Annotated in this window: 15 protein-coding genes; 10 read left to right on the plus strand and 5 right to left on the minus strand. The window is 57.6% G+C overall.

From position 1 onward, the window contains the following. The first annotated feature begins 274 nt into the window (after window positions 1–274). Window positions 275–1057 carry an extensin-like domain-containing protein gene (locus AC2TCY_RS05895; protein ID WP_480846142.1) on the plus strand — a complete coding sequence of 261 codons (783 nt, stop codon included), beginning with the start codon at window positions 275–277 and terminating at the stop codon, window positions 1055–1057. 27 nt (window positions 1058–1084) lie between these two features. Here AC2TCY_RS05895 and AC2TCY_RS05900 read toward each other — a convergent pair whose 3' ends face one another. Continuing rightward, on the minus strand, window positions 1085–1456 hold the full coding sequence (locus AC2TCY_RS05900) for an OB-fold nucleic acid binding domain-containing protein (RefSeq protein ID WP_480846144.1): 372 nt from the start codon (window positions 1454–1456) through the stop codon (window positions 1085–1087). Between the two features lie 112 nt (window positions 1457–1568). Further along, window positions 1569–1883 (minus strand): hypothetical protein, encoded by a 315-nt coding sequence (locus AC2TCY_RS05905; RefSeq protein ID WP_480846146.1) that lies wholly within the window; start codon window positions 1881–1883, stop codon window positions 1569–1571. Window positions 1884–2179: 296 nt separating this feature from the next. Between AC2TCY_RS05905 and AC2TCY_RS05910 the strand changes: the two genes are divergently transcribed. Together AC2TCY_RS05910 and AC2TCY_RS05915 are read left to right on the plus strand one after the other, a co-directional pair. Continuing rightward, the gene (locus AC2TCY_RS05910) at window positions 2180–2503 is read left to right on the plus strand and encodes a 2Fe-2S iron-sulfur cluster-binding protein (protein WP_037307538.1); all 324 of its coding nucleotides are present in this window, start codon (window positions 2180–2182) and stop codon (window positions 2501–2503) included. Continuing rightward, window positions 2503–3297 carry an FG-GAP repeat domain-containing protein gene (locus tag AC2TCY_RS05915; RefSeq protein ID WP_480846148.1) on the plus strand — a complete coding sequence of 265 codons (795 nt, stop codon included), beginning with the start codon at window positions 2503–2505 and terminating at the stop codon, window positions 3295–3297. Before AC2TCY_RS05910 ends, AC2TCY_RS05915 begins: the two co-directional genes overlap by 1 nt. Window positions 3298–3386: 89 nt before the next feature. On the opposite strand, the gene purD is transcribed toward AC2TCY_RS05915, so the two are convergent. Continuing rightward, window positions 3387–4649, minus strand: a complete 1263-nt coding sequence (gene purD, locus AC2TCY_RS05920; protein ID WP_480846149.1) for a phosphoribosylamine--glycine ligase — start codon at window positions 4647–4649, stop codon at window positions 3387–3389. Between the two features lie 75 nt (window positions 4650–4724). On the opposite strand from purD, the gene xseA reads away from it, so the two are divergent. Both xseA and AC2TCY_RS05930 read left to right on the plus strand, forming a co-directional pair. Continuing rightward, window positions 4725–6209: an exodeoxyribonuclease VII large subunit gene (gene xseA / locus AC2TCY_RS05925; RefSeq protein ID WP_480846150.1), complete on the plus strand. Its 1485-nt coding sequence runs from the start codon at window positions 4725–4727 to the stop codon at window positions 6207–6209. Window positions 6210–6212: 3 nt separating this feature from the next. Next, on the plus strand, window positions 6213–6854 hold the full coding sequence (locus AC2TCY_RS05930) for a glutathione S-transferase family protein (RefSeq protein WP_480846152.1): 642 nt from the start codon (window positions 6213–6215) through the stop codon (window positions 6852–6854). Between the two features lie 7 nt (window positions 6855–6861). Here AC2TCY_RS05930 and AC2TCY_RS05935 read toward each other — a convergent pair whose 3' ends face one another. Beyond that, a complete protein-coding gene (locus tag AC2TCY_RS05935) occupies window positions 6862–7257 on the minus strand; it encodes a hypothetical protein (protein ID WP_480846153.1) in 396 nt (131 codons plus the stop codon). 143 nt (window positions 7258–7400) lie between these two features. Here AC2TCY_RS05935 and AC2TCY_RS05940 point away from each other — a divergent pair, with 143 nt between their 5' ends. The 5 genes from AC2TCY_RS05940 (at window position 7401) to AC2TCY_RS05960 (ending at window position 11626) form a co-directional block, all read left to right on the plus strand. Then, entirely contained in the window at window positions 7401–8039 is a 639-nt protein-coding gene (locus tag AC2TCY_RS05940) for a lysoplasmalogenase (protein WP_480846155.1), read from the plus strand. Window positions 8040–8097: 58 nt separating this feature from the next. Then, window positions 8098–9240, plus strand: a complete 1143-nt coding sequence (gene ftsY / locus AC2TCY_RS05945; protein WP_480846157.1) for a signal recognition particle-docking protein FtsY — start codon at window positions 8098–8100, stop codon at window positions 9238–9240. An 84-nt stretch (window positions 9241–9324) separates the two neighbouring features. Next, on the plus strand, window positions 9325–10227 hold the full coding sequence (locus AC2TCY_RS05950) for an EamA family transporter (RefSeq protein ID WP_480846159.1): 903 nt from the start codon (window positions 9325–9327) through the stop codon (window positions 10225–10227). Window positions 10228–10244: 17 nt separating this feature from the next. Next, window positions 10245–10847, plus strand: coding sequence for an inner membrane-spanning protein YciB (locus AC2TCY_RS05955; protein WP_480846161.1), 603 nt, complete (start codon window positions 10245–10247; stop codon window positions 10845–10847). A 110-nt stretch (window positions 10848–10957) separates the two neighbouring features. Then, window positions 10958–11626 (plus strand): Crp/Fnr family transcriptional regulator, encoded by a 669-nt coding sequence (locus AC2TCY_RS05960; protein WP_480846163.1) that lies wholly within the window; start codon window positions 10958–10960, stop codon window positions 11624–11626. A 255-nt stretch (window positions 11627–11881) separates the two neighbouring features. Here the strand turns inward: AC2TCY_RS05960 and AC2TCY_RS05965 are convergent, their stop codons facing one another. Then, the gene (locus AC2TCY_RS05965; protein WP_480846365.1) at window positions 11882–13333 is read right to left on the minus strand and encodes a Do family serine endopeptidase; all 1452 of its coding nucleotides are present in this window, start codon (window positions 13331–13333) and stop codon (window positions 11882–11884) included. Window positions 13334–13377 lie beyond the last annotated feature (44 nt).

The following is a 13377-nucleotide window of genomic DNA, read 5'->3' on the forward strand; positions in this document are numbered from 1 at the left end:
TGTCACCTACAGCGAAACAGACTTCGGCTGCCTTGATGAATTGTTTCGGGTAACATTTTGGATTATAGCGTTAATTTTCTTTATCGCTCAATTTTGGCGATCACTGGCAATGGCGTGTATAGTTTGATTGGGGAGTATAGTTGCGTGTGGCGCTCGAAATCGGAAACTGTCTGATGCATCAATATTCCATCCGAAATCGAAGCAAACATTGTGAGTTTACCTAGGTCGGGCAGAGTAGGATTGAACCAGTCATGATACGAGACAAATCGATTTGATGCGGATATTAACCGCGATATTGATGCTGTGCGCGGGTGGTATGGCGAGTGCCGCGCCGGATTGTGCTGAAAGACCATACATTCAACCTTCCGATCTCATTGCATACGAGCCGGTCGGCGACGGTGACGTGCACACCGTAAACGCGTCCGCGACAGCCGCGGCTGCACCAGGGCCGGAGGTGGTGGTTTCTCTGAGGCCAGAGTTGCGGCCCTGCAAGTTTCGTCTGATCGCACTCGGACGTGAGAAATTGCAAAAACGAGGCGCGGTGTGCGGCGATTGGACAATTCTGGGTGAGAAGCGCAAGTCTTTTTCAGGAAAATACCGTGGATGTGGAATCACCAACCCAATTCGGGTTCATATGGTGTCTGACATCTTGCTCAGTCAGTTAGCGCTTATGGATTGCGAGACGGCTATTACGCTCAAAACATGGATTGAAGGCACGGCCAAACCAGCTTTTGCTGACCATGGGGGGGGCTTAAAGGGATTGCGTCTTGCTGGCCACTATTCTTGCCGGACGCAGAACAATCAGCCTCGCGCGCGTCTTTCTGAGCATGCCAGAGGTCGAGCAATCGATATTTCTGCGTTTGTGTTAATGGATGGCACTGTGATTACTGTTGGCGACGGGTGGAACGCTGAAAATTCGAGCGACGTTATGCGTAAGCTGCACAGCGGCGCCTGCGGTTTGTTCGGCACGGTGCTTGGTCCCGACGCGGATCGGTTTCACAAGGGGCATTTCCATTTTGATACGGCTCGTCATCGCAGCGGAGCACTTTGTCGCTAGCGCGCGTGGGATTGCTGGGGGCCTTTCCTACCCCTCGCCCTGCACCAGCACATCCAACATGCCTGAGATATCCTCGATTTCTTCCGCGATCACATGGGTCACCGAATGCGCACGCTGCATCCGGCCCGTCACCCGCAAAAGCCGCCCCGAGATCACCGCACGGCGGAAGCGTTCGTAGATCTTGCGCCAGACCACCACGTTCACGATGCCGGTCTCATCCTCAAGCGTGACAAAGATCACCCCCTTCGCCGTCCCCGGCCTCTGCCGCAGGATCACCAGCCCCGCCACCGCCACAAGCGCGCCCTCGGGCGGGGCGTCCAACTGACAGGCGGGTAGACAAGCGGGAGGGCGGGGCCAGTTCCGGTCCGGAGTTGCAGGGCGAGCGAGAGTCACAAGCATAAGAACAAAAATAGAACAAACGGCAAGGAAGTCCAGTCGAAACCACCCTGCGAAAACTGCCCTTATGCGGCCAGGTCGCGCGCCGACAGAAATTCACTCGGCGCGCGGAAACTCACTTGGCGTCGTGCGCATTGAACTTGGCCAGACCTTCCCGCAACGCAATCTTGGCCTTGGCAAGGTCATCACCATCCAGTGCGTCCAGCGCCCTGATCACGTCACTGCGCAATCGCAGCGCTTTCGGGCCCGGGGCTCCAACCGGATGCAACTCATCATCATTTGCAGCGGTCAATGCGCCATGGCTGATGCCATCAATGACATCGACAATCTTTGCCTGGCTTTCGCCGAACCACGCGGCAATATCATGTTCTTCATCACCGCGATCATTCATTCCAACAACAATTTTCGCGTCCTGTACCGTAAGTGCCATAAATTTCCTCCACATCTTGGTCAGCGTAACAGGGCATGATCAGCACAAATCCAACCACCCGACAACCGCCAGATATCATTCCCGTTTCAATCATAGAGAATACGTCACAATCGAATTGCACTTCACGCCAATCAGCAAGGTTCGCGAGCGGGCAATGAACCGCCCGAACCGAAACAAAAGGAAAACGCAGCCGCGCATTGAACAAACACGTTACGTCTGGCTGCAAATGAGGCTGGAAAGACCCGGAATGCTTGACTAAAGAAGATGCGGAACATCGCAAAAGGAAGACGCACGCAATGGCAAAGATCACCTATGTCGAGCATGGCGGTACCGAGCATACAGTCGAGGTCGCCAACGGACTGACCGTCATGGAAGGGGCACGTGACAATAATATCCCCGGCATCGAGGCCGATTGCGGCGGTGCCTGTGCCTGTTCGACCTGCCATGTCTATCTTCACCCCGACTGGGTTGAGAAGGTTCCGGCCAAGGATGACATGGAAGAAGACATGTTGGACTTTGCCTTTGAACCTGACCCTGCCCGCTCGCGCCTGACCTGCCAGATCAAGGTCACCGACGCGCTGGATGGTCTGGTCGTGCAGATGCCCGAAAAGCAAATCTAATGCATTCCAAGGCGCCGCGCCTGCCCGCTTGCTTGTGGCAATGCCGGGCACGCGGCGCTCTGCTGCTGTCGTGTATGTGGCTCGCGGGGACGAACCCCGCAGCTGTCGCCGATACAATCACCAGTGCTCGCTACTTTGAACCTACCACGCGCTATGCACATGGCGTTCTGGGCGACAATGTCGAATACGGAGCCCTTCAGCTCTCGGTCAAAAACGCATCAGCGACAGCCGAACTGCTCACAAACTCAGTCCTGAAGCGCTCCATAGTGACAATTCGTTTGCCACTGGACCGGGTATTCGAAGATCTCGCCCCACGACTGGTGGACATTGATCAAGACGGCACGTTCGAAGCTGTCGTTGTCGAGTCTCATAACCAAACGGGCGCTCAGTTGGCGATATACAACGCCCGCGGAGACAAGATCGCCTCGACACCACATATCGGCACCCGTTTCCGCTGGCTCTCTCCGATCGGTGCGGCAGATCTGGATGACGACGGGCACATCGAAATTGCCTATATCGATCGCCCGCATCTGGCCAAGACCTTGCGCATCTGGCGGTTCGCGGACGGCAACCTGACAGAGATCGCCACCCTACCTGGCCTGACCAACCACCGGATCGGCGAAGATTTCATCAGCGGCGGTGTGCGGGATTGTGGCGCAGGCCCGGAACTTATCGTCGCCAGTGCTGACTGGCGCAACGTTGTCAGTGTGAAATTCAATGGGGACTGGGTGCAGAACGCGCTAGGCCGCTTCACACCCGACGCGATTGACCAAGCAATGGCCTGCACATCCTAAACAACCGCAGCCCGCATCAGCGGGCTGCCCGGACAAAGGCCTTTGGCGTCACATCTTTGATGCAGCGTCAAGACGCGGGAGCCCTGCGATCAGAGAGCTCTCCAGCCGATGTCGCGACGATAGAAGCCGTCTGGCCAATCGACGCCTTCCACCATCGCGTAAGCCCGATCCCGGGCTTCGTGCAGCGTGTCACCCCGTGCGGTCACGTTCAGAACACGACCGCCAGACGCCTGAATTTTCCCGTCAGCCGATTTTGTTCCCGCATGAAAAACCATATTCATGCTATCCTCAGCCAAAGCATCCAACCCATTGATCACAGTACCCTTATCATACGGTCCCGGATACCCGTTGGCGGCCATTACCACCGTAATCGCGTGGTCATCAGCCCAGTTTACCTGTGCCTCACCCAGCCGCCCTTCTGCAGCTGCGTGCATCAAGTCCATCACCTGAGCCCCCAGACGCATCATCAGCACCTGGCATTCCGGGTCGCCGAACCGGACGTTGTATTCCACCAGTCGAGGCTGCCCGTCCTTGATCATCAAACCCGCGTACAAAACTCCCTGAAACGGCGTACCTCGACGTTTCATCTCGGCCATGGTCGGACGCACGATCTCATTCATCGCCAGAGTTTCGACTTCCGTGCTCAGTACCGGGGCCGGCGAATAGGCGCCCATGCCGCCGGTGTTCAAACCTGTATCACCTTCGCCCACACGCTTGTGGTCCTGTGCTGTGCCGATGGACAGAATATCCTCTCCGTCGCAAAGCACGAATAGCGACGCCTCTTCTCCTTCCATGAATTCTTCGATGACTACTTCCGCCCCGGCGCCGCCAAACGCACCGCCGAACATGTCGTCAATGGCATCCAGCGCGGTCTGTTCGTCCATGGCAACGATCACACCTTTACCTGCCGCCAAACCATCGGCTTTGACCACAATCGGAGCGCCCTGTTCCTGGATATAGGCTTTGGCTGGCTTGGCCTCAGAAAACCGCGCATAGGCCGCGGTTGGTGCGCCCGCAGCATCACAGATTTCCTTGGTGAAGCTTTTTGATGCTTCCAGCCGAGCAGCCTCGGCCGAAGGACCAAAGACCAAAACGCCAGCTTCACGCAAACGATCAGCTACACCCGCTGCCAAGGGTGCTTCGGGGCCGACGATTACAAAATCAATCGCATTTTCTTCAGCAAAGCTTACAACCGCCCCGCCGTTTTCGATATCCAGCGCCGCGCAATCGGCAATCTGCGCGATCCCGGCATTACCCGGCGCCACAATCAGACGGTCGCATTTGGGGTTTTGCATAACCGCCCAGGCCAGGCTGTGTTCGCGCCCACCGCTGCCGAGAATGAGGATATTCATGAATGCTCTCCGATCTGCTTGGCCTTGCTTGCGGGGCGTTCTAAGCTGGGCAGGCATTTGACACAAGGCGCTGAAATGTCCGACCTGCTTGACGACCCTGTTCCGGGTCAAAATACCCCCGAATACACAGTCTCCGAGATCTCTGGCGAGGTAAAACGCACGCTCGAAGGCTCGTTCGGGCGAATCCGCGTGCGCGGCGAAGTCGGGCGTGTATTCAAGGCGCGATCGGGCCATTTGTATTACGATGTCAAAGATGACCGGAATGTGTTGGCCTGCACCACGTGGAAGGGTCAGGTTTCCGGGCTGTCTGTTGTCCCCGAAGAAGGGCTAGAGGTGGTTGTCACCGGTCGCCTCACCGCCTTTGGCGCGCAGTCAAAATACAATATGAACGTCGATGAGGTCGCCGTTGCTGGCCAAGGCGCGCTGATGGCGCTGCTGGAAAAGCGCAAGAAACAGCTTGAGGCCGAAGGGCTGTTTGCACCCGAGCGCAAGAAACCCCTGCCCTATCTTCCCCAGATCATCGGAGTTGTGACCTCTCCATCCGGCGCTGTGATCCGGGACATCCTGCACCGTCTTCGCGACCGCTTTCCGCGCAAGGTGCTGATCTGGCCTGTCGCTGTGCAAGGCTCGAACTGCGCCCCCGAAGTTGCTCGCGCCATCGAAGGCTTCAACCAACTGAGCCCAGGCGGCGCGCTACCGCGTCCCGACCTGATCATCGTCGCCCGCGGCGGGGGGTCGATCGAGGACCTTTGGGGCTTCAACGAAGAAATTGTCGCCCGCGCTGTAGCCGCTTCAGAAATCCCTCTGATTTCGGCGGTCGGGCACGAGACCGACACCACCCTGATCGACTTTGTGTCAGATCGACGCGCGCCCACGCCCACCGCGGCAGCAGAACTGGCTGTTCCTGTGCGGATGGAGCTGCTGGCCTGGACAGGTGAACAGGGCGCCCGCCTGTCACGCTCTGCAGCTGACGCGGTCCAACGGCGCAGCCAGCGCCTGCGCGACCTGTCCCGCGCTCTGCCGCGCGCCGGAACTTTGCTGGACACACCGCGTCAACGATTGGATCAGGCGTCTGAACGCCTGCCCAACGCCCTGTTCCGGGGCGTTCAGACCCGCCGTCTGAATTTGCTGGATACTTCGGCGCATCTGCGTCCTTCGACACTGCGCGGGCTAGTGGAAACCCGCCGTGATCGGTGGCGTAACTTGTCCTCACGCCTGTCACTCCGTCCAATTCAGCGCGAAATGACAACCAGGCGCGATATGCTGAACCAACTGACGGACCGCATGAACACTGCCCAGGCCACACGCCTGGACCGCCTGCGCCAACAATTGGAGGCAACGGATCGCCTGCGCGAAACGCTCAGCTACAAGGCGACGCTGGAACGCGGCTATGCTGTCGTGCGCGCCGAAGGAGAAGTCGTCACGACGAAAGCGCAAGCATCAGAGCATCCGGTTCTTGAGATCGAATTCTCCGATGGCCGGCTCCAAACAGGTGCACCAACCAAACCTTCCGTGAAAAAAGCCAAAGCGAATACTCCGGATCAGGGATCGTTGTTCTGAGCCATGCTGACGATCTGGGGTCGCAAAACATCATCCAACGTGCAGGCCCTGATGTGGTGTGTTGGTGAGCTTGGTCTGGAGTATCAGCGGCATGATGTAGGGTACCGCTTCGGTGGGCTCGATACCGAAGAGTTCCGGAACCTTAATCCGAACCGAACCATCCCGGTATTGCAGGATGGTGAAAACCCACCACTGTGGGAAACCGGACCAATCTTGCGTTTTCTCGCGGACAAATATGGCAGCGACGCGTTTTGGCCCAAGGACCCTGTACGGCGGGCCGAAATCGACAAATGGGCCGAATGGGCAAAAATCAACGTTGCTATGGCCTTTACGGTTCCGGTCTTTTGGCAGGTTGTTAGAACGGCATCATCAAAGCAGGACGCCGACGCCGTAAAGCAGGCCGTCGCGGCCCTTGAAGGCAAACTGAAAATCGCCGGCGAGCGACTGGCGGAAAGCACATACCTAGCCGGGCCGGACCTGACTCTGGCGGATATTCAACTTGGCCATATCCTGTTTCGCTACTACGATATTGATATTCAACGCGCGCGCCTTCAATCCCTGCGCCGGTACTACGACACATTGACCGAACGGCCTGCGTTTCAGGAACACGTCATGATTAGCTATCGCGATCTTCAGGTGACCTGATCAAACCTCAGACGCCAACTTCTGGGCCAAGGCATACCATTTCTTCCTCGACGTCCTCGGCTTCATATAGCTCCGTGGCTGCCGGATCACCCTCGAACTGAGCAATCAGCCCGCCGCTCGACCGCGTGAAGACCCAGCATTGGGGGTCCAGCCGGTCTTCGTACAGAAAACAAATCTGGTCTTCGCGTTCGTACCACACGCCTTTCTTGCAGTCGCCGTCCAGAAACGACCAGATTACGCGACGATTAGGCAGGTACTGTTCGACCCCATAGATCTGGCCACCATAACCATAAAAAAGTGTCTTACCGTTGGTATAGCTGTCGAATTCGGCACCGGACATTGGCGATTGCGCACCAGCAGCTGGCGCCGAGACAAGAGCAAGAATCAGCAGGCGTTTGAACATGACCATATTCTGTCAGATGCCGCGCCACGGCACCATTCAACCTTTTCCTGACCCGACGGCTAACTCTACGTCACAGCTTGAGTCTGCATCTCACACCGGGTGACAGTGTGAGGCAGCGCACCGAAGCCCGAAGGTTAGATGGAATGACACAGGTACTCTTTTTCGCAGCTTTCTTTTGCGCCCTAGCCTACCTGCCACTAACGGTACGCCCGGCCAGTTCGTTGCGCACCATCGCGAAAACCGTTTCGGTAGCGCTGCTGGCGGTACTGGCTCTGATGCAAGCCGCACCGTGGCTGTTGATATTGGCATTGGCGTTGTGCGCTGTCGGGGATGCACTTTTGTCACGTGAAACCGATGCGACCTTTATGGCTGGAATCGGTGCCTTTGCCGCCGGGCATCTTGCCTATATCGCACTGTTTCTGACCTTTCCCGCCAGCGACGCCACTCTGATCTTAGACAACCCGGGCATCGCCTGGTCTCTCATCCTGCTGGGCATCGTCATGGCTACTCTGCTCGCACCTCGCGCCGGTGAGCTAAAGGGGCCGGTTCTGGCCTATATTCCGATCATCCTCGGCATGGGTGTAACAGTTCTGGCAGTGCCCGAGGCTGGTGCATTACGCTGGGCGCTTCCTGCGGCAATTGCCTTCATCGCATCGGATCTGATTCTGGCGACCGAAAAATTCCTGTTACCCGCTGACCACCCTGCCCTGAAGCTCACGCCTTATCTGGTCTGGCCGCTATACTGGGGTGCGCAGGCCGGATTCCTGTTTGCCTTTTCGTGACCCTTTGCAACTGCCGCAATTCCGCATTAGGTGAAGGGAACACCTGCGGAGACCAAAAATGGCGTTTTTTTCCAAGCTGAAGGACAAGCTGTTCAAATCCTCATCGCGCCTCGAGCAAGGGCTTGAGGCGATTGTTGAGGATGGCGGCGAAGAAACCCCGGCACCCGACCCGGTGATCCCCGATCCCGAGCCCGAGCCGCAGCCGGTTCCCGAAGTTCCCACCCCGGAACCGGTCCCGCAACCGCTTGAACCTCCTGCGCCAATCCCGGCTGACCCCACACCGGCCCCGACACCTCCGGAAGTTCCCGAGAGCAAGGGCCTGCTGGGCCGCCTGTTCAACCGCGGCGACGACAAGGCAGTGGTTCGCCGCACGCTGGATGACGACATGCTGGAACAGCTCGAAGAGCTGCTGATTGCCTCGGATATGGGCGTTGACACTGCTCTGCGCGTCACCGCCAATATGGCCGAGGGGCGTTATGGCCGCAAACTCTCGGCCCGGGAAATAAAGCAGCTTCTGGCACAGGAAGTGGCCCGTGTGATGGAGCCCGTCGCCAAACCTCTGCCCATTTACCCCAAGCGCCCGCAGGTGGTTCTGGTTGTCGGTGTCAACGGCTCCGGTAAAACCACGACCATCGGTAAGCTGGCCAGCCAGTTCAAGGCGACAGGCAAAAAGGTCGTCATTGCCGCTGGCGACACTTTCCGCGCCGCAGCAGTAGAACAGCTGCAAGTCTGGGGCGACCGCGCCGGTGTGCCGGTACTGACCGCGCCCGAAGGATCGGACCCGGCTTCGCTGGCCTACGACGCGTTGACCAAGGCGCAGGAAGAGGGCGCTGATCTGCTGATGATCGACACTGCCGGCCGCTTGCAGAACCGTACCGACCTGATGGAAGAGCTGGCAAAAATCGTTCGCGTTATCCGCAAGGTCGACGACACTGCGCCCCACAACACCCTGCTGGTGCTGGACGCCACAACTGGCCAAAATGCGCTTAGCCAAGTGGAAACCTTCCGCAATCTGGCCGATGTCTCAGGCCTCGTGATGACCAAGCTCGACGGTACGGCAAAAGGTGGCGTTCTGGTGGCACTCGCAGACAAGTTCGGACTGCCGATCCACGCAATCGGCGTAGGTGAACAGATTGACGATCTCGCCCCTTTCGACCCAGAAGATTTCGCTGCTGCTTTGACCGGTTTGGACGCAGCCTGATCTGACCTTCATCCGGTTCGGAGTATCCATCAGGGATGAAAGCCAGATAGCCCCCACCATATCAATCCAGCAAAAGGCCAATTTTTGAGCGACTGGCTGATCTCCCTTGAAGGCACAGAAGCCGGCCACAGGCTGGCCCTTGGCCTGGCACTGATGGCAGCTTTCCTGCACGCGGTCTTCGGTGCACTGCAAAAGGGGCGCCATGACCCTTGGTTGTCGCGCGGCGCCATTGACGCTTGCTATTGCCTGATGGCCGCTCCTCTGGCGTTCTTCGTGGTTCCGTGGCCCGAACCCTATATGTGGCCGATCTTCGCCGTCGTTTGGCTTATTCACATCGCCTACAAAATGCTTCAGGCCATGGCGTACACCAAGGGCTCATATACCGTGGTCTACCCCGTTGTGCGCGGTACAGGCCCCCTGTTTACTGTCATCGGTGCTTTTCTGTTGTTCGGAGAAACATTCTCGGTGGTTCAGTGGCTAGGTGTGGCAACACTGCTGGCGGGTATCTTCGGACTGGCAGCATATAACTTCCACTTTCTCGAGACCAACCGAGAAACGCTTGGCATCGCTCTGATTCTGGCCGTTGCCACCGGCCTGTTCGTGGCGCTCTACACGACCTATGACGCCTACGGCATTCGCGCCACCGCTGACCCGTTCACCTTTCTGGCCTGGTTCTTCATGATCGACGGTGTGGCGATGCCGATTTATGCAGCGCTTAGATGGCGGGCCATGATCAACCGCCCGGCGCTTGGCCCGCTGATGCTGCGTGGCCTTGTGGGGGGTATCATCGCCCCACTTTCCTTTGGCGCCATCATGCTGGCCACCCGACTGGACAAGGTCGGCGAGGCCGCCGTTCTGCGCGAAACATCGACTGTCTTCGCGGCATTGATCGGCTGGTTGGTGCTGAAAGAAACCGTCGGTCCAAGACGCATTGCACTGATGGCATTGATTGCACTCGGCGCCGTAATAGTTGAAATGGGCGGGTAAGCAGCAGGACGCACACCATGACAGGTAAAAAAGACATCAACCCATTTCTGAAGCAGGTGCTGGAGCTTGGGCCTCCGCTGGCCTTTTTCTTCATTTACCTGCGTCTGCGCGACGACAGTTTTCTGATTGGCGGGGTCGAATATTCCGGGTTCATCGTGGCGACAATTCTGTTTGTCCCGCTGATGCTGGCCGCCATGGGCATCCTTTGGTACCTGACCGGCAAACTCAGCCGGATGCAGATCTTCACGGCATTCATGGTGATATTTTTTGGCGGATTAACGGCTTGGTTCAATGACGAGCGGTTCTTCAAGATGAAAACAACGCTGGTCTATGGCTTTTTCTCGATCATCCTCGGCATCGGCCTTCTGCAGGGAAAATCCTATCTGGCTTACGTGTTGGACGAGATGCTGCCGATGCGCAATGAAGGTTGGATGATTCTGACGCGCCGTCTCTGCGCGTGTTTTGCAGTGCTGGCCATGGCCAACGAATTTGTCTGGCGAACCATGTCGACGGACCTGTGGGTGAAGATCGAGACCTTCGCCTTTCCCATCGCCCTTATGGCCTTTCTAATGCTGCAATTCAGCGTGTTGCAACGCTATATGGAAGACCCCGACCAGTAGTAGTGCAGCAAACGCTTGCAAGATTATCAGACAAATTCCTTGGCTTAGTGCCAAAGCTGTGGAAAGTTGAGGGACCACTCAAAACACTCAACCGGAGTACCGCTCGCATCATGATGGCCCTTCCCAGCAGTGGTTTCCTGTCCGAAGCATCTGAAAGGCTGAGGGCAATGCTTGCCGCACAAGCGGTTGAAGTCGTGTTGAACCGCGGGGACGTTTTGTTTGAGCAAGACGATGAGGGCGACGCGCTCTACGCCATTCTGGAAGGCACGCTCGAGGCGTCTTTTCTTGCGATGAGCGGGCGCAAACTGTCCCTCAGCCTGATGCGACCCGGCGAGGTTTTCGGCGAAATCGCGCTTTTTGACAATGGCCCGCGCACAGCCACGATCACGGCTGCCGAGGCATCACGGGTCCTGCGCGTGCGCCGGAATGACGTGATGGAACAAATCCGGCGGCATCCAGACCTTGCGGTCGACATGATCCGGCTGGCCGGTCTGCGGATGCGCTGGATGGGAGCGCAGTTGAACGAGCAGGTGTTCTTGCCGATGCCGGTGCGGCTAGCCCGAAAACTGCTGCTGTTGGCCGGGCAACAGGATAACCCAACTGCGCGCATTACCCTGTCGCAAAGCGAACTAGCTGAGTTTGTCGGCGCAACGCGCGAGGCGGTTTCGAAAACAATCTCGACCTGGAAACGCAGTAACGTGGTCGAAGCTTCCCGCGGCGGCCTGCAAATCCATGACTTCGATGCTCTGAAGCAGCTGGCCGATTCCGATTTGATTTAAAAAAGTTCCGACCTTGTGAACCGCTTCACATACCAGACGTCATTCTTGACGTATGGTCGTAGACGTTACCGTAGGAGGTTGGTTTTATCATCCCCGATATCTGTCCACCAGCCTCTCCCTGTACCAGAGCCATATGCCGTCCCCGGCATATGGCTTCTCTCATTTTAAGGGCGTATTTCATCATGCTCTGCACTGAAAAATGAAAAAGGCCGAGGTGCTAACCCCGGCCTAGATTTTCGTTTCTTATGAACCCGTTTACTCTTGAAGGCTCAGCGCTACAAACCTCGGCTCGCCGCCGCGGCGTACCAGCAGTAGCAAGGACTTCCGCCCGGCTTCTCGCGCTTCGTCCATCCGCGCCTCAAGATCATCGATCGAGGTCACTTTCTGCTGACCCGCTTCGGTGATCACATCGCCCGCGCGCAGACCTTTCGAAAACGCTTCGGACGCCTCGTCGACGTTGGACACGACCAACCCTTCGGCGTCAGCATCCAGGCCCAGATCCTCTCGCAACGTTTCTGTCAGCGGTGAGATCGTCAGACCAAGGATATCCTTGTTTTCCCCCTCATCCGCTTGCGGGACCTCTTCTTCACTAGTCTCGGCGCGCTCAGCATCTTCACGACGACCCAGCGTGACCAAAACAGTTTGGGTACCGCCGTCGCGATGAACAACAACGCGCACGGACTTGCCTACAGTTGTTTCGCCAACCTGACGAACCAGACCGCGCGTGTCCTCGACCTCGACCCCGTCAAAGCTGATGATCACGTCCCCGGCCAGCAGACCGGCCTCTTTGGCGGGGCCTTCCGGCACGTCGCTGATCAGCGCTCCACCGGGTTTGTCCAGACCCATCGCTTCGGCCATATCCTCGGTGACATCCTGAATGCGAACGCCCAGCCAACCGCGCCGTGTCTCGCCAAACTCGCGCAACTGATCGACAACCTTGACAACAACATTCGACGCCATTGAAAAACCAATCCCGATCGAGCCGCCGTTGGGTGACAAAATCGCGGTGTTCACACCGATAACTTCACCATCCATATTGAACAGCGGTCCGCCTGAGTTGCCCCGGTTAATCGCCGCGTCAGTTTGGATGTAGTCGTCATAGGACCCGCTCAGCGCCCGATTACGGGCCGAAACGATCCCGGCGGAAACGGAGAACCCCTGACCTAAAGGGTTACCCATGGCGATGACCCAATCACCCACCCGTGCGGTGTCGCTGTCGCCGAACTTTACATATTGCAACGCCGTTGGTGCCTCGACCTTTAGCAAAGCAATATCCGTCTTTTCATCCGTACCGATCACTTTGGCGGGCAGTTCCTCCGCAGGCTGGCCATCCCCGGGGAAGAATTCGACAAGGATTTCGTCTGCTTCCGCGATAACGTGGTTATTAGTGACGATGTAGCCATCTTCGGAAATCACAAAACCCGATCCAAGCGCATTGCTGCGACGCGGCCGGTTTTCGTCTTCTCCGCCGTTCCGATCCTGGAACTCTCGGAAGAAGTCTTCGAACGGAGAACCCTCGGGCACGATCCCCTGCGGACCGGTGTGGCCTTCGATCAGAGTGCTTGTAGTGATGTTGACCACCGCCGGGCTGATTTTTTCGGCCAGCGGCGCCAAGCTTTCGCTCCGGGCCTGTGCGGCAAGGGTCTGCGCCAAGACAAACAACATCGTGGCAAATCCCAACCACATCAGCCGCAACCTCGTGCTCATCTCGTCCTGCCGGACGGAAATACTGCGTGCGTGTGCCTGCACCG

This window comes from Ruegeria sp. HKCCD7181 (assembly GCF_057221055.1).